The following is a 15,579-nucleotide window of genomic DNA, read 5'->3' as shown; positions in this document are numbered from 1 at the left end:
ACCGGCTTCCGGATCAGATCAATGAAAACAAGGGGAACTGACATGAACGACGATACGAACAACACCCGCAAAYGGGCGATCGAATCCCTGTCCGAAAGGGCCAGGCGCGGCGAGATCTCGCGCCGGCAGTTCGCGCAACTCGCGGGCCTCGTGCTTGCCGGCACGCCGATGCTGCTGCGCTCGACCAGCTCTTTCGCGCAGACGAAGGGGCTGGTGCTGGTCAACTGGGGCGGCGATGCCATCACGGCTTWTGATGCCGCCTATGGCCAGGCCTTCACCAAGGACACCGGCATCCCGGTCAAGATGGACGGGTCCGGCCCGACCGAAGGCGCGATCGCTGCGCAATTCAAGAGCGGTGCGCCGACCTGGGACCTGGTCGACGTCGATCCGTTCTCGGCGATCACGCTCGGCGGCCAGGGCATGCTGGAGCCGATCGACTACAAGATCGTCGACAAGAGCAAGATGCGGCCAGGCTTCGGCTGGGAGTATGCGGCGTCCACCTACTTCTTCTCATATGTGATCGCCTACGACTCGCAGAAGTTCGGCTCCAACGCGCCGACCGGCATGGCCGACTTCTTCGACGTCAAGAAGTTTCCCGGCAAGCGCTCGCTCTACAAATGGGGCGTATCGAGCTGGGAGGCAGCGCTGCTTGCCGACGGCGTCGCGCCGGCCTCGCTCTATCCGCTCGACCTCAAGCGCGCGCATGACAAGATCGCCGCCTTCAAGGAAAACGTCGTCTCCTATTGGGGCGGCGGCGCCGAAAGCCAGAGCGTGCTGCTCAACGGCGAGGCCTCGATGGCGATCGTGTGGTCGACGCGCGCCTCGCTGATCGAGCAGGACTCGGGCGGCCAGATCAAGTTCATCTGGGACCAGGGCCTGATCTCGCCCGGCGCGCTGGCAGTGCTGAAGAACAATCCCGGCGGCAAGGAAGCGGCGATGAAGTTCATCGCCAGCACGCAGGATCCGCAGAAAGRGCTGGTGATGTTCGACAAGCTCGGCCAGGGCCCGGCCAACCCGGCGGCCGACGCGCTGATCCCGGCCGACAAGAAGCGCATCAACCCTGTCGATCCGGAGAACATGAAGAAGCAGATCCCGCTCGACATGGAGTGGTACGCCAAGAACTACGGCGCGGCGCTCGACGAATACACCAAGATCATCTCCGCCTGATCGGGCGGAGATCTTCGGACCGATGAGAGACACCCTCTCCGACAGGATGGGCGCGGTGCTTTTGATGGCGCCGCTGCTCCTGTTCCTTGTCCTTGCCTATGCCTGGCCCTTCCTCGGCGTGGTGAAGTGGAGCTTCACCTTGCCGACGCCGGGTCTCGGCCAATATGGCGCGCTGGTCAGCGACCCGCTGGTGCAGTCGGTGTTCAYCCGCACACTGCGCATCGCGGCAATCGTCACTGTGGTGTCGGTCACCGCCGCCTATGCGATCACGGTCGTCTGGGTGCGCGGCAGTCCGGTGCAGCGCGTGCTGGCCGAGTTCTGCATCCTGGTGCCGTTCTGGATCTCCGTGCTGACGCGCGCCTTCGGCTGGGTGGCGCTGCTTTCCAACCGCGGCCTGATCAACACCTGGCTGCAATCGGTCGGCTTCATTTCCGAGCCGCTGACCCTGGTGCGCAACGAATTCGGCGTCATCGTCGGCATGTCGCATTTCCTCATTCCCTTTGCGGTGTTTCCGCTGGCATCGGCCATGCGCAGCCTCGACGAGCGCGTGCTGCTTGCGGCGCGCGGTCTGGGCTCCAGCCGCATGCGCACCTTCTGGACGGTATTCGTGCCGATGACGCGCTCCGGCATCATCGGTTCAGCGCTCATCACCTTCGTCTTTTCGCTCGGCTTCTTCGTCACGCCAGCGATCCTCGGCGGCGGCCGCAGCGTGATGATCGCCGAGCTCATCTATCTCAGGATCTTCCAGAGTCCGGACTGGGGGTTGGGCGCGGCGATCAGCGTCGTGCTGGTGGTGTTCGTCGGCGCACTGATGGGGCTGCTGTTCCGCTACGTCAAACCGAAGCAGTTGGTGTAGCGCGATGCCCACATACCGCCCAGGTCCCGTCTCGCTTGCTCTGGCCGTGCTTGTCGCGCTGTTCCTGCTGTTGCCGCTGCTGGCGGTCGTCCCGGTGTCGCTGACGCCGAGCCGCATGCTGACCATGCCGACCGGAGAACTGTCGCTGCGCCACTACCGCTCGCTCATTGAGGATCCGCGCTGGCTGGATTCCATCCTGCTGTCGATCAGGATCGGCGTGGTGAGCAGCGCGCTCTCCACCGTGCTCGCGCTCACGTTCAGCCTCGGCGTGTGGATGTTCCAGCCGCGCTTTACCGCGGCGCTTGTCGGCTTCGTGCTGCTGCCGATGGTGGTACCTCCGGTGGTCTCGGCGGTGACGCTCTATTTCCTGCTCACCTCGGTCTCCGGGGTCTCGTCCTTCTTCGGCTACGACACCTGGCTGGGTGTCGCCATGGCGCATTCGGTGATGACAGTGCCTTTCGCCACGGTGCTGATTCTCGTCTCGCTCAGCCAGCTCGACCGGCGCATCGACCTTGCCGCGCGCGGCCTGGGCGCGAGCGTCTGGGAGCGCGCGACGCGCGTCATCATGCCCAACATCAAGTTCGGCATCGTCACGGCGGCGCTGCTTTCCTTCGTGCTTTCCTGGGAAGAGATCGGCGTGACCCTGTTCATCACCTCGGTCAATGCGATCACCTTGCCGCGACTGATGTGGATGGGTCTGYGCGACAATATCGATCCGGCGATCGCGGCGCTGTCGGTGATCCTGATCATCATCACCGTGCTGGTGCTCATCCTGCGCAGCGTGATCACCCGGCGGCGCGCCGCGGCGTAAAGCCTGGCTCCAATCCTGCCGCTGAAATGAAAGAGGCCCGCCGGGAGCGACGGGCCTCGTGAGGCGCCGAAGTGGAAGTTCGACCCATCACGTGATCCGGGGGTGTGGATCGCCGGAAAATCTAGCCAACCGGGACCGCGCGGGCCATTTACAAATCCGTAAACTTCACGCCGCCGGAGCGCGCGACGTCGGCAAAAAGAGGTTTATTATCATTGTCTTGCGAGCGGCCGCGGTGTCATCGGCGCGACGTCCTTCAATCAAAYGTGATGGGAACGCGCCGGCGAGACTTTGGAGCCAAAACCAGCGCAACAACGAACGGACCTTCCGACGTCACGACCTGGACTGGAGGGAGCCGGCCGGCGCCCTACCGATTGCCGGGAAGCATTCGGGTCATGACCGCGTCCCGGCGAATGAAGTGATGATAGAGCGCGGCGAGGCCATGCAGGCCGGCTACGATCAATATGCCGTTTGCGCATAGCGAATGAAGCTCGCGGATGGTCCGCGCAGTCGCCCTGTCAGGGGCGAATGGAGCCGGCACCGTGAACAGACCGAAGAAGCTCAACGCCTCGCCCCTGAACCATGTCAAAAGGATGCCCAGGACGGGAATGGCAACAARCAGCGCGTAGAGGACGAAATGTCCGACCTTCGCGGCTGCCCGCTCCGGCGCCGACATGTCCGCCGGTAGTGGCGGCGCGCCTCTCCTGCCGCGCAAAACCACCCGCCAAAGGACGAGGCCGGCGAGCAGAAGGCCGAACGAAATGTGCAGCCGCCAAATCGCGTCGATCGCGGGATCGCCGCGCGGATAGAATTCTTCGCCGAAGGTTAGACCATAGAGGAGGATGACGAGGGCGAAGAGCGCCCAATGCAAGAGTTTCTGAGTAGAAGAATAAGTGGTGATGACGGCCATCGCACGCCTCCATTGAACACCCCCCTTCCTTATGGAGTGTTCCTGGCAGACCTGTGGCCGCTAAATTAATAATTGGTAAGACTTCGACATTGGGCCGGCGTACGCGCGGCCCAAAGCTGGTTTACATTCCGCGCCATTCAAGCCGCCCGCGCAGGCGAAGGCCCCCCGGCCTCGCCCGCGTCGTGGCCGATCAGGCAGCCTGCGGACGCCGCATCCTCTCGACAAGAGCCTGCCGGGCCGGGCCGGCGAGCGGCCTGTCCGTGGTCAGCAGACCGTCGAGCAGAGCGAGCAGTTCGCGCGCTGCGGACGACTTGCAGGAGTAGTAGACCATCTGGCGGTCGCGGCGGGTTTCAACAAGGCCAAACCTGCGCAGCTTGGCCAGATGCTGGGAGAGTGCAGACTGGCTGAGTTCGACCTTGTCGGCGAGCGCGCCGACAGACAGTTCGCCCTCTGCCAGGTAGTTCATGATGAGCAGACGCTTTTCGTTGCCCATCACCGCAAGAAAGGCTGCCGCGCTTTCTGCGTTGGCGGTAAGTTTCTTCGTGACCATCGATATCCCCATGTTCATGCTCTTCCGAGGCCATGGGGGCAAATGGCTTCAGAATTCCAGAGCATTTGGTGGGCCTGCTCCGACACGGAAGTCGGAACCTGCCCTGCTTCTTTGTTCGACCAAAGCCCTCCGTAACACGGTTGCCACCACGTCGGGACATTGGCCTCGGACAGCGTGCGYCGCGTTGTTACGTGACGCAAGTTGGCGCAGACTCGGAATAATTCTGCGCCGCTAATGAGTATCAGCGCTTCCTTGCTTCGGCAACTATATAGCGAAGATAGGTACATCAGCCGCCAAATCCAGACTCGCGCTTGGAGGAAGAACTTGTGTCGCACGGACGCGCGTCAGCATTTCCAAGACTCACCCTCCCTCCGGAATTCGTGATAATATTAGCCGGAATACAAAAAGGGGGACGGCAAGGCTCGAGGAGAAGGCCATGTCCGCTACTTCACGAAACACGTTCACGCCCGCCGAGACGGCCATGTTCGGCCGCGTCTTCGAGAGCGGCCGCGTCGCCGGAGAAACCGAGGAGCAGAAGGAGGCGCGCGCATCGCGCATCATCGCGAACTACATGGCCGGCATCACCGACGAGGTGGAACTCGTGGAGTTGTCCCGCAGGCCGCTCGGACGGTAGCGCAGGAGCGATGTCCGCTGCCGGCGCGCCGCTCACATCCTGTTGAAATATCGGGATGAAACCAGCCGGGCAGTTGCGCGTTTCTGATCCGCTCACAACGCATTGGGGGTTCGAAATGACCCAGGGATGGTTTTCCAGGCCGGTAGAAGTCGCCGTCGGCGTGGCCGGTTCGATCCGGCATATTTCCAACGCGCAGCAGGCCGTGGAATTGCTGACGGGCCAATGGCGCGACGCAGGCAGCGTGCTGCATGGCGCGGCGCTGCGCGCCTGCCGCCGGGCAATGACCGGCGACGTCCCGGCCGACAACGCCAGGGAAGCCTTCATCAGCGCCGCGCGCGAAGCGCATGTTTTGATTGAATAGGCACTCACTTTTCTACCGACCTGCTGGAGCAGTTCAGCGTTTTATGAATGCTGAACTGCGCTGATTGCTTGCTTTACGCAATTCCGGATGGAATACCGTTGTATAGTTTCTTGGAATTGCTCTAAAGCGCGGCGTGCCGAACCTATTCAGGCGGCGCGCCCAAGTCTTTATATTTGCACATGTCGTTTTCCCCAAACCGCTGCGACTAGCGTTAGCGATAGAAGAGCCACAAAAGCACCAGCATCGCGAACGCTGCCGGCGAGAGCAGGATTGCGGCCCGTACAATGCACATGACCAGGTAGAGCGGAACGGACATGCCTGGCGGCGGCRCTTACTGTCTGCGCAGATTGACCGGAAGCCGGCGCGCAGGCCGAAACGGATTCTCGAGATCCGCCTCGGCGTGCAGGCGGCTAAGCCGCGCCTCCTCGTAGAGTCCGAAAGCGGTCGCCATCAACGTGGCCACTGTCATGGTGGATGCAAGCACTGCGATCAGCATGAGAGGTCTTCCCGCGTTTTCATCAGCCTGCCGGATTCATTAGCGCTGCAGGCGACAGCGCCGCCAGTGACTTTGGTCACATGTTTTTTAGGCCGCGCGGGCGCGTTTTTTAGGCCGCGCGGGCGCGTGTGCCGACGGCATAAACCCGACCCCGGAGCGGCGCATCGCCGCTCTCAAAATTCTTCGGAACATTATCGGCGCTGGATGGTTAATGCGCGGGTCCGCGATAGTCCTGGACCCGCATCCCACCGAGCGCCACCCGGCGCCGGCTGCTGACCAAAAGACTACCATACCAACGGAGGATGTCATGAACGACGTCTGGTTTTCAGAGCCGGTCGTGATCGATTTCGAGCCAAGCGGACAACGCAAGGTCTCGAGCTGCTTCGAGGCAATCGAATGCCTCAACCATCGCTGGCCAAGACGGGCGCGCGATCGCGCCTGGCGGTCGGCAAACCGTGTCTGCCGCGACGCGCTCGACGGACTGAGAAGTCCCGTCGACGCCCGCAAAACCCTGCGCAAGGCGGCGAAGGCCGCCGGCCTGCTGGCCTAAGCAGTTCAACATTTRGTAGCCACAGCATCCGGCGTCCGAAAGGACACCGGCGCTGCAGAGCCCTCAACGCGATCAGGGACGGAAAACCTCACCCGGATCGTCTGGAGTTGTTCCCCGGCATTGCCCTTGGCGGCCGCAATCAGGAAAATATCGGAACATTGCAGCCGCCGAGCTGTTACTTCGCTGTAGTCTCCTGACTACGGGGTTCCCAGACCCAAGCCGAGCCCGTTCCGGCCTTGCCGGGGCGGGCTTGATTTTGCGCCGCGCCATTCCGGACGGGAAACCGCTGCGCACTTTTCCTGGAATTGCTTTCTTGTTGTCGCAATTCCAGACGGAAAACCGTTACGCACTTTTCCTGGAATTGGTTTCTTGTTGTCGCAATTCCGGACGGAAAMCCGCTACGCACTTTTCCTGGAATTGCTTGGGCCAAGCAGCGGCCGACGTATACTCGAGAGCGCTCACAGCGCATCTCGTGGGGTACATGAAAACGTCGGCCGCTGGGCTTTGGGGCGCCTCTTGTTCAGGCCCTCTCATTTCGGCGAGTCGGGCGTGCGCCTTCAACGCGAAAACCGGGTCGTGGTGAACAGGAGGTTACTATCCACAGGGCTGGCCCGGCGCCCCAAACCGATCGCGCGGACAAGCGTCGAAAGCCCCTGTCAAGCGTTCAGTTCTTCGGCGGCGGCGATGACTTCGGGAACGATCGCTTCCACGTCGTCATCGCCCGTCCGGTGGTTGACGAAACAGGCGCGCAGCGCGAAGGCACCGCCGATCGTCGCGTTCGACAGATAGACGCGGCCGCGCGCCGTCATGCGCTTGAGGATGGCGGCATTGTCCTTGGAGCGGTGGCGGAAGCAGACCGCGCTGAGCGTCACCGGGGCCAGAAGTTCCAGTTCGGCACGCGCCTCGACGGCCCTCGCCAGCGCGATGGCGTGGTCGAGATCGCGCCGGATCGCGGCGCGAAAGGCCCTGCGCCCGTGATATTGCAGCGAGAGCCAGAGCTTCAGCGCACGGAACCGCCGTGACAGTTCCATCGACTCTTCGAAGAAGGCGAAGCTCTCCACCGGGTCCTCGCGAAAGCTGCGGACATAGTCGCCGCTATGCGAAAAGGTCGCGCGGGCTATGTCGCGATGGCGATGCAACAGGCAGCCGCATTCGGCGGGCTGATAGAGCCATTTGTGCGCGTCGAGGGACAACGAGTCGGCGCGTTCTAGGCCGAGGAACTTCTCCGCCTCCGCCAGAGCCGCAAGGCCGCCATAGGCGCCGTCGACATGCAGCCACAGGTTTTCGCGAGCGGCGAGATCCGCAATCTGCTGCAACGGATCGACGGCACCGGTGTTGACCGTTCCGGCCGTGCCGACGATGGCGATAGGCGTGCGCCCGGCGGCGCGATCCGCAGCGATGGAGGTCTCGAGGGCGTCGAGGCGCATGCRCAAAGCCTCGTCGACCGGGATCAGCCGAAGATTGTCGCGGCCGATGCCAAGCAGCGCGACCGCCTTCGGGACGGACATGTGGACCTCCTGCGAGGCGTAGACGATGCCCGGCCGGGCGCCGGTCTCGTTGGCCGGCAATCGCGATTCCCGCGCCATTGCCAGCGCCATGAGGTTCGCCGCCGAGCCGCCGCCGCACAGGCTGCCGATGTGGTCCGGGCAGCCGACGGCCCCCGCCAGCCAGCCGACGACGCTTCGCTCGATGGTGACCGCGGCCGGCGCCGAGCGCCACGCGGTGACATTCTGGTTGAGCGCGGCAGCGAGCAGTTCGCCCAGCGCGCCCACGGGCTCGCCCGAGCCGAAGACATAGGCGAGGAACTTGCCGCCGGAGGGGCGGGAATGGTCGGTGATGGCGGCAAAATCATCGAGCACCGCGCGGCCGATGCCCTCCTCGCTCCAGGGCCGAGAGAACAATGCCTCCGTCGCCCTGGCGCTGGTTGCAGGAAAGGCAGGCCGCTCCTCGACGGTCGACCAGTAATCCGTCGCGAGCTTCACGGCCTCGTCCGCCAGCCGGGACAATTCCTGCGCGGAAATCTTCAGGTCGCTCACGGCTCCTCCCGACAGCACCAGACCAGCATGCCAGGACTATCCGGACGGCGGCAGGAGGTGTCAATCGACGGGCGCGTTGTGGTTCGAACCTGCGATCGTCGGCTTAGAAGACCCGGATCGCAGCCTAAACCGACCTAGCAAGACATAACATCGCACCTCGTTATAGCCCTTATATTTCCTTGTATCTCAAAGATTTTCGGCCTATGTTTCTAACATTGGGTAACGGCGAATAACACGCTATTTTCGTTACCCTTGTGTTACCCGGACAAGCGGTTGGGAGCATCGGACGATGGCAAAGGCGCTAACAGGTGCATCACTAACGAAGTTCAAAGCGGACGCTTCAAAGAGGCTGGAAATCCCGGACGGCGTTCTCACCGGCCTCTATTTCATCGTGCAGCCTACCGGTCGAAAGTCGTGGGCGGTGCGATATCGYTACAACGGCAGGCCCGTGAAACAAGTTCTGGGCAACTACCTTGCCGGCGACGATCAGGCCAAGGCCGGCGAAGAGCTTWAGAAGGTTCGAGGGCAAGCTGCAGACATCCTGTCGCGCGTCCAGGCCGGCGAAAATCCGGCGGCCCAGAAGCAAGAGGCCAAGAAGCATGCGAAGGAAGACGACGGGGCTAAGCGCGATCAGTTCCGTACCATCGTTGAGCGCTACCTTAAGGAATACGCATCGAAACGGCGCAACTATCCAGAAAAGGCGCGGCTGCTCGGCATGCGCCGCAAGGATGAAGAGTGGGAAGTCATCAAAGGCCGACCGGTCGCGATGTGGGGCGAGAAGCGCATTCAGGAGATCACCCGGCGCGATATCCGCGAGCATCTAGAGCAACTCGCTAAAGACGCGCCTATCGGGGCCAATCGCTCATTCTCGGAATTGCGCAAGTTCTTCAATTGGACGGTGGGAAAGGACATCCTGACCGCCTCCCCTATTGCTGGCCTGCAACCGCCGTCGGAAGAAAACGCCAGCCGTAATCGGGTGCTGATCCAGCGCAAGGAAGTTCCCGGTTCCAGCGACAACGAATTGCTGTGGCTCTGGCAGGCCTGCGAGGTATACGGCAGAGACGAGCCGGACGAGGGCAAGGGTGGCATCGGCAAGAAATATCGCGGACCCTTTGGTCCATATGTGCAGACGCTGATCCTGACGGGTCAGCGACGCACGGAAGTTGCTGCGATGACCTGGCCCGAGATCGACGTGGATGCGCGCGAGTGGGTTATTCCCGRCAGTCGCACCAAGAACGGCGAGCCGCATGTTGTGCCGCTGTCGGATCAGGCAATGGCGGTCCTTGAATCACTGCCACGCATCAAGGGCGCAGGCTTCGTGTTCACCACGGACGGCAACCATGCCGTTAGCGGGTTCTCCCGGATGAAACAGCGCATCGATAAGCTGATGGCCGAGTTGGCTGAGAACGTGGCTATTCCTGACTGGACGATTCACGACATCCGCCGCTCCGTCGCGGCAGGAATGCAGCGCTTGGGTGTGAAGATGGAAGTCACCGAGAAGGTGCTGAACCACACGTCCGGTAGTTTCGCCGGGATCGCGGGCGTCTATCAGGTATATGACTATGCCGACGAGAAGCGGGCGGCCTTGGAGGCGTGGGGCCGCTTCGTCGAAGCGCTGGTCACGGGCAAGAAGACCGACAACATCACCGATCTGGCCGAACGGCGGCTGGAGCGGGCGTGAATGGTGCGCGGCGGCATGAGAGATCGTGCGGGGCGCAAGTTGGTCGGGGGTTCGAGTCCTTCAGGCGGCACCATCTCGCAACGCTGCGTCCATTATGGCGATTGCATGCCCGTTCACCACATTGTTAACTCCCAGTGCTACGCTAAATGTGGACACTAGTGGGGAATAGCGATGCGGATTGAGCCGGACATTGGTGGCGCGTCGGTCGTTGTGGTTGGGAATTTTAACCCTGCCATTTTCACCCCACATTGGCTGAGTACCCAGGGCCTGATTACGACCGCCGAAGCGGACGCCGCAAACGTTGTCCTGATACACCCTGAGGTGGCTCAGATCGAGTTTGCCAACACGATCATGAATGCCCACCCCAATCAATTCTCCCTTGAAACCACACAGGCTCCATGGGTGTCGTTAGTTGATCTGGTCGGCAGGATTTTCGGYGAGATGYTGCCGCACACCCCGATCTTTCAGTTCGGCATAAACAGAAATGTGCATTTCAGTGTTGAGAAAGAGGCAGTCAGAAACCAAATCGGAAGGATCCTAGCACCGCTTGATCCATGGGGTGAATGGGGCCAGGAAATTGCTAGTCAAGATGTTCCATACAGAGGCGGCGTTTCGCATTTGACTATCCAGCAAAAGTGGTCAGACGGTGCATTCAAGGGGTCTTTGAACGTTACCGTCGAACCGTCAGTTAAGATAGCGGGGAATACCGGCATATACGTCCGGGTGAACGACCACTGTGAACTTGTTGATCGGGAAGAGATTGACGGAACAGCAAAACTGTTAGCTTTTATGCGAAATCGATTTGACGATTCCATCCGCAAATCGGAACAGATAGTAGACCAAGTGATGTCGCTGAGAGAGCGCGTTTCCTGACATGCTGAATGCGAGCGCARCAAAAACCATCGACAATCGCCCTTCCGAGCGCCCCACCGCGTGGAACTGGGGTTCGGTTGGACGAGATTTGACGGTACCGCTTCCCGAACCGGATGCCGGCGTGGTGAATCTGCCGGAGAAGGAACARGAAGAAATTCACGACAAAGCGGCGCAGCAGCTTCCCGTTCTCGCCACACACTTTAGCCGTGGAAACAATAAGCAGCCGAACGTTCCGCAGATAATCGCTACCGGGCGTCCGACGCAGCGCTCCTTTTTGCAACCCCTCCAAGAATGGGAGGGCTATGTGGTCACAATTTCCAAGGAAACGTTTACCGCACGGTTGCTCGATGTCACTGCCGGTAGCGAAATTGAGGAAGAGCAGGTCGAATTTATCAAAGATGACCTGTCCGACACGGACCTCACGCTGCTGCATGTGGGCGCGGTCTTCCGCTGGGTAATCGGATATCACAGGGATCCGGGTGGCTCAAAGCGGCGCGTCTCGCAAATTGTTTTTCGCCGGCTGCCGGCTTGGACAAAGATGGACTTGCTGTCGGCCCGCCAACGCGCCCTCGAACTAAAATCGGCTCTTGTTTGGGAAGACTAGATTATGGACGCGCCGGGGGTGGGCGAGGTCGAGGTGTGTCTGCTTGGGCCGGGGTTTGGCGAATCCTGCGTTGTTCATTTGGGCGACGGCAAGTGGGTGATAGTTGACTCCTGCATTGATCGCGACACTCGGCAGCCTGCCCCACTCGAATATCTAAAATCCATCGGCGTGCCCCTTTCGGCCGTTGAGTTGATCATCGTAACGCATTGGCACGATGATCACGTGCGAGGCCTTACACAAGTCGTTCAGGAGTGCACCGAGGCGCGAGTCTGCCTGTCTTCCGCGTTCAGAAATCAAGAATTTTTGAATTTCGTATCGGTCTACTCTCGGTCGCGGAATGCTGTTACGACTTCAGGTGTTGACGAAATCGGCGGAACAATCAGGGCGATTATAGAAACGGGTCGCAAACCAGTCCCGGTAACGGCAGCCAAATGCCTTCTGCAAAGAAACTCCCTGGTGGGGTCAAACGACATTGCAGTTTGGGGGCTTTCGCCTTCTGACGCACAATTCGGATTGGCCATGGCTCAAATCGCTGCACAAATTCCGGGTGTGATGCAGCCGAAGAATAGAGTACCGGAGCCGGATCAAAATGACCTCTCTATCGCGGTGTGGATTCGAATCGGAGAGGTAGCGGTTTTGCTTGGAGYCGATCTGGAAGAATCCGGAAATCCCGACCTTGGGTGGAGTGCTGTGCTGAACAATCCTGGCCGGCCGCCGGGTAAGGCAATTTTGTTCAAAATACCACATCATGGTTCCGCTAATGGCCATCATGAAGGGGTCTGGGCGGAAATGCTCGAAAGTGAGCCGACCACTATGCTTACGCCGTGGAATAGAGGGTCCGGTCTCCCGAGGGACACGGACGTTGACCGCATTTTGCAGTACGCACCACAAAGTTTTACAACGGCCAAGCTGCCAGCCRGAAAGTTCCGCAAACCGCGCATCCGAGCTGTGGAAAAGACCATGGCCGAAGTGGCTAAAAACATAACCGCAACACTCTCTGCTGTTGGCAGGATACGCGCGCGCTTTACGCCGCCAAATACCAACATTACTGTTGACCTCGCCGGACAGGCCACCCACCTTTCAGAATACGTGTACGCACCGGGAGATTAGCAGGATTATCGGTCCGTCAGGGCATCGCAACAATCAGAAAGCAATTTACCCCTGCAATTACCCCTGCCGCCTTTGATGGGCCTAACGGTCATCGTTGATCGTTGAATCAGTTGCGAATTTGATTCCGTTCTATCGGGCTAGCGTCTGTTTGAATGTTTGCTGCTCAAACACGACCCGTACAACAACAGATTCGACAATAAAGTGCGGAGAGCGCATCATAGCACTCGGGATTGGGGATGCCTCCATGTATTTCCGTTTGTATCTCGTCGCAACGGCTGCGGTAGGTGTGGCTGCGGCCATGTTGAATTGTCCGGCTAACGCTGAAGGCAATTCGATACAGCAGTTGTTCGAAATGGCAGATCAGCTTTGTTTGCATAGGCACCAGAGCGCGGAAAGTGACGCCTACAAGCAATGCCGGGCGACGCAGTCGATTGCAATTGCACGGCTTATGCAGGGCATGGCGGCGCTGCCTGATCAATCCGCTTTTGAAGCTCTCTATAAACGATGCTTGATGAACGGCCCGGACATGGCCGCCGGCCTTCCCGACTTTGACGACGGTCTGAATTGTGTCGTTGCACAAGACCCAGCCACGCGAAAAGTGTTCTTCAGTGACGAGCAATAGCAGGCGCGGATTTGGATAGGTCCCGTCACCGCAATCGGTCAAGTCAATGGCGGCGGCGCACCGGAGGAAATCGCTCACGCGCCAGACGACRGGCAAACGTGCCGCTTCGTCTCGTACTGGTGACTGTGGCAGCGGCTTCCGCTTTGGTGACGCAGTTCGTCATGCACAACAGCGGATCGATGCCGGAAATCAATCTGACCGCTACGGGCGCTTTGTCGGCGATTGCGCGCGGGCTGACGGCACCAGCGTGGGCGCGTGGATGGTCGAGAACGGGCAAGCGCTCGATTGGCCGAAATACAGCAATGGGGTCTATGCGGCACGACAGGCGAAGGCGAAGGCTTCGAAGATCCGTCTATGGGTCGGATCTTTTCAGACACCATGGGATTGGAGAGCGGAGCATAGCGACGACGAGCAAACCATGTCGACACCGCTTTTTGCACTCGGCAGCGGCAACGCTGGCTGGCAACATCAAAGGCAACATTTCGGCAGACGGTGGGTGCCTGGACAGAAGTATTATAGCGTCACAATCATCAACCAAGCCAACGGCGAAAGGTGGTTCTGCTCAGGAGMGGAAGCAGTTGCGGCAGGCTGGCGGCGTTCGAAAAGATAGAGGGAAACATCCTTGACCGACAGCATATCCGGTTTCAGAAAATTAGTCGAATTCTCGGCGACCAACTTTGCCGCCCTTTCAGCCATCGCATTCGTTTTGATGGTTATTAGTGCCGCGATCCTAACATCAGGTTATTTGTCCGTGTTCGATCCAAGCCTAATATGGCTAATCGATTACACAGACCTGATTAAGGTTGGAATAGTTGTAACGGTTTTTCTGGCTGGTTTTCTATATCTTGCCAACAACACGCTCGCCCCACTCTTGACATTATTCGATGATAATCGATCAACGCGCTCTCGTGTAATTTCCACCGCGCTTGTTGTTATTCTACTCGCTATTTCATTTGGCGGATTGATATACTCAGATCACCTAGACGGAAAAGATAGGTTAACGGAACGCATTGCCTCGCTTCTCGTGGTCATTTGTCTTATATTCCTAACATTGCGCATCCATTTTCTGAATAAATACGGGCTTTCAACGGTGACTATCGAAAGGACTTTTACTGATATCTCGGCTGTCGTTATCTTTTTGACCTTTGTCGGCATAATGTTCGGTCAGTATGTTAAGAACTCCGCGCGACTTTCCGAAGACGTTTATCTGGATGACGGGGTTTTGTACGGCGCAACCGTTGTGCTTGTCACAGRCAAGTTTGCCGTTTTGTATAGCAGCGACAACTCGGTCATAACCGTAGCCTCCGATCGAGTTCGCGAAATAYGGAAAAAAATGAAGCCCCAGGAAAAATAAGGCGATTAGGCGGACGGCCACTCCGCCAAGCAGATTCGAAATCACCCCCTGCGATTACCCTAGCCGGAGATTGYCGGTGCTGTGGAGTCGTTGACCGTTGAATTCATCGRCAGTTCACCCGCTGTTTGCCTCGGCCGGCGTCTGTTCGGGTAACCGATGCTCCCCTACATCCACACTGCTGCTGTCACGCGGTTTCCCAAGTTTCCCGAGTTCCCCAGTTCTAAAAGTCGCAAAATTTGTTTCCCATAACGTTGCCCGACGCTCTTCCCCTGCGGTTACCCCTATCTCGCCGCCGGCGGCATGACGTGTATTTCGCCGCCTTGGCCCCCTTTTTCCATTTGGTCACTCGCCTCACGACCCTTTTGGTGAGAGCATTGCGCGAGGAGCGAGGATCCCCGCCAGGAAAAACAGGAAGGCAAGCTACAGCTAATATATGCCTCGACACGCTCAGATTGTCGGAATAGGCTCGTTGCCTACTTTGGACAGTTGTCAGGAGGAGCGAATGTACGAATTAGCCAATACGCCGGCCGAATTCGACGCCCTCGGTGAGGCGGCGGCAAACCATGACTACATTACTGACAAAAGGCGTTGGGAGGCTGCTCGCAGCGCCAAAATAGGAGTGCTGGCAAAACTCTCAGAAGAAGCATTGCGACAGTTCGATGCATCTGCGCTTTTCTGGAGAGGTTGCTTAATTAGCGCTCACTTTGAAAAGGTTGAGCTGGAGCTCACGGCCGATGAATTAGCCAGTTTCTGGGCACTTTTTGGCCTCGGCGCTGGCGTCCTAGCCTATGCTAGCGGCTACGTTTGTGCCGGGAGGTGTAAGCCATTGCGGACCCACTATTGTTACTTCAACGGCAAGAAAGGTAGCGAGGGGTACGCCTCCGGCGAAGGCCGCCTTGCGCGAGCATGGCACGGTAGCGAGGCTGCGCTCTTAAGGTCGTCCTTACGAGCGTAGTTTGCAGCACAG

The 15,579-nt window shown here is 59.4% G+C and carries 18 protein-coding genes; 14 read left to right on the top strand and 4 right to left on the bottom strand.

Going from position 1 to position 15,579, the window contains the following annotated elements:
* The first annotated feature begins 42 nt into the window (after positions 1–42).
* From ORS3428_RS24340 to ORS3428_RS24330, 3 genes are read left to right on the top strand one after another with little or no spacing between them, the layout of a single operon-like run.
* Positions 43–1,167 (top strand): ABC transporter substrate-binding protein, encoded by a 1,125-nt coding sequence (locus ORS3428_RS24340; protein ID WP_071100843.1) that lies wholly within the window; start codon positions 43–45, stop codon positions 1,165–1,167.
* A 22-nt stretch (positions 1,168–1,189) separates the two neighbouring features.
* A complete protein-coding gene (locus tag ORS3428_RS24335; RefSeq protein WP_071100842.1) occupies positions 1,190–2,023 on the top strand; it encodes an ABC transporter permease in 834 nt (277 codons plus the stop codon).
* A 4-nt stretch (positions 2,024–2,027) separates the two neighbouring features.
* Entirely contained in the window at positions 2,028–2,834 is an 807-nt protein-coding gene (locus tag ORS3428_RS24330; RefSeq protein WP_071100841.1) for an ABC transporter permease, read from the top strand.
* A 364-nt stretch (positions 2,835–3,198) separates the two neighbouring features.
* Here the strand turns inward: ORS3428_RS24330 and ORS3428_RS24325 are convergent, their stop codons facing one another.
* Together ORS3428_RS24325 and ORS3428_RS24320 are read right to left on the bottom strand one after the other, a co-directional pair.
* A complete protein-coding gene (locus ORS3428_RS24325; RefSeq protein ID WP_071100840.1) occupies positions 3,199–3,741 on the bottom strand; it encodes a cytochrome b in 543 nt (180 codons plus the stop codon).
* Between the two features lie 190 nt (positions 3,742–3,931).
* Positions 3,932–4,291 (bottom strand): ArsR/SmtB family transcription factor, encoded by a 360-nt coding sequence (locus ORS3428_RS24320; RefSeq protein WP_071100873.1) that lies wholly within the window; start codon positions 4,289–4,291, stop codon positions 3,932–3,934.
* Positions 4,292–4,727: 436 nt separating this feature from the next.
* On the opposite strand from ORS3428_RS24320, the gene ORS3428_RS24315 reads away from it, so the two are divergent.
* Positions 4,728–4,925 (top strand): hypothetical protein, encoded by a 198-nt coding sequence (locus ORS3428_RS24315; RefSeq protein ID WP_071100839.1) that lies wholly within the window; start codon positions 4,728–4,730, stop codon positions 4,923–4,925.
* Positions 4,926–4,980: 55 nt separating this feature from the next.
* Positions 4,981–5,286 carry a DUF982 domain-containing protein gene (locus ORS3428_RS24310; protein ID WP_443136874.1) on the top strand — a complete coding sequence of 102 codons (306 nt, stop codon included), beginning with the start codon at positions 4,981–4,983 and terminating at the stop codon, positions 5,284–5,286.
* 331 nt (positions 5,287–5,617) lie between these two features.
* On the opposite strand, the gene ORS3428_RS33390 is transcribed toward ORS3428_RS24310, so the two are convergent.
* Positions 5,618–5,782, bottom strand: a complete 165-nt coding sequence (locus tag ORS3428_RS33390; protein ID WP_157895987.1) for a hypothetical protein — start codon at positions 5,780–5,782, stop codon at positions 5,618–5,620.
* 307 nt (positions 5,783–6,089) lie between these two features.
* On the opposite strand from ORS3428_RS33390, the gene ORS3428_RS24305 reads away from it, so the two are divergent.
* Complete coding sequence (locus ORS3428_RS24305; protein ID WP_071100872.1) at positions 6,090–6,332, top strand: DUF982 domain-containing protein; 243 nt, start codon at positions 6,090–6,092, stop codon at positions 6,330–6,332.
* 656 nt (positions 6,333–6,988) lie between these two features.
* Here the strand turns inward: ORS3428_RS24305 and ORS3428_RS24300 are convergent.
* A complete protein-coding gene (locus ORS3428_RS24300; RefSeq protein ID WP_071100837.1) occupies positions 6,989–8,368 on the bottom strand; it encodes a pyridoxal phosphate-dependent decarboxylase family protein in 1,380 nt (459 codons plus the stop codon).
* A gap of 289 nt (positions 8,369–8,657) precedes the next feature.
* Between ORS3428_RS24300 and ORS3428_RS24295 the strand changes: the two genes are divergently transcribed.
* From ORS3428_RS24295 to ORS3428_RS24260, 8 genes are all read left to right on the top strand, one after another.
* Positions 8,658–10,049: a tyrosine-type recombinase/integrase gene (locus ORS3428_RS24295; RefSeq protein WP_071100836.1), complete on the top strand. Its 1,392-nt coding sequence runs from the start codon at positions 8,658–8,660 to the stop codon at positions 10,047–10,049.
* A 171-nt stretch (positions 10,050–10,220) separates the two neighbouring features.
* Entirely contained in the window at positions 10,221–10,922 is a 702-nt protein-coding gene (locus ORS3428_RS24290) for a hypothetical protein (protein ID WP_071100835.1), read from the top strand.
* 1 nt (position 10,923) lies between these two features.
* Positions 10,924–11,526, top strand: coding sequence for a hypothetical protein (locus tag ORS3428_RS24285; protein WP_071100834.1), 603 nt, complete (start codon positions 10,924–10,926; stop codon positions 11,524–11,526).
* Between the two features lie 18 nt (positions 11,527–11,544).
* Complete coding sequence (locus ORS3428_RS24280) at positions 11,545–12,636, top strand: MBL fold metallo-hydrolase (protein WP_157895986.1); 1,092 nt, start codon at positions 11,545–11,547, stop codon at positions 12,634–12,636.
* 244 nt (positions 12,637–12,880) lie between these two features.
* A complete protein-coding gene (locus ORS3428_RS24275) occupies positions 12,881–13,258 on the top strand; it encodes a hypothetical protein (RefSeq protein WP_071100832.1) in 378 nt (125 codons plus the stop codon).
* 46 nt (positions 13,259–13,304) lie between these two features.
* Positions 13,305–13,868 carry a thermonuclease family protein gene (locus ORS3428_RS31810; protein ID WP_244508084.1) on the top strand — a complete coding sequence of 188 codons (564 nt, stop codon included), beginning with the start codon at positions 13,305–13,307 and terminating at the stop codon, positions 13,866–13,868.
* Between the two features lie 12 nt (positions 13,869–13,880).
* Positions 13,881–14,612: a hypothetical protein gene (locus ORS3428_RS24265; protein ID WP_131802942.1), complete on the top strand. Its 732-nt coding sequence runs from the start codon at positions 13,881–13,883 to the stop codon at positions 14,610–14,612.
* 502 nt (positions 14,613–15,114) lie between these two features.
* Positions 15,115–15,567: a hypothetical protein gene (locus ORS3428_RS24260; RefSeq protein WP_071100829.1), complete on the top strand. Its 453-nt coding sequence runs from the start codon at positions 15,115–15,117 to the stop codon at positions 15,565–15,567.
* Positions 15,568–15,579: the final 12 nt, after the last annotated feature.

Source organism: Mesorhizobium sp. ORS 3428, from assembly GCF_001854785.1.
In the GTDB taxonomy this organism is placed as follows: Bacteria; Pseudomonadota; Alphaproteobacteria; order Rhizobiales; family Rhizobiaceae; genus Mesorhizobium.
The sequence above is the reverse complement of the archived record's forward strand: the minus strand, read 5'-3'. Positions and strand labels throughout refer to the sequence as shown.

What these genes read in the sequence shown, in the direction of transcription:
- ORS3428_RS24320 (WP_071100873.1), bottom strand. Translation starts at nt 4,291, where the DNA reads ATGGTCACGAAGAAACTTACCGCCAACGCAGAAAGCGCGGCAGCCTTT.
- ORS3428_RS24315 (WP_071100839.1), top strand. Translation starts at nt 4,728, where the DNA reads ATGTCCGCTACTTCACGAAACACGTTCACGCCCGCCGAGACGGCCATG.
- ORS3428_RS24310 (WP_443136874.1), top strand. Translation starts at nt 4,981, where the DNA reads ATGAAACCAGCCGGGCAGTTGCGCGTTTCTGATCCGCTCACAACGCAT.
- ORS3428_RS33390 (WP_157895987.1), bottom strand. Translation starts at nt 5,782, where the DNA reads ATGCTGATCGCAGTGCTTGCATCCACCATGACAGTGGCCACGTTGATG.
- ORS3428_RS24305 (WP_071100872.1), top strand. Translation starts at nt 6,090, where the DNA reads ATGAACGACGTCTGGTTTTCAGAGCCGGTCGTGATCGATTTCGAGCCA.
- ORS3428_RS24275 (WP_071100832.1), top strand. Translation starts at nt 12,881, where the DNA reads ATGTATTTCCGTTTGTATCTCGTCGCAACGGCTGCGGTAGGTGTGGCT.
- ORS3428_RS24260 (WP_071100829.1), top strand. Translation starts at nt 15,115, where the DNA reads ATGTACGAATTAGCCAATACGCCGGCCGAATTCGACGCCCTCGGTGAG.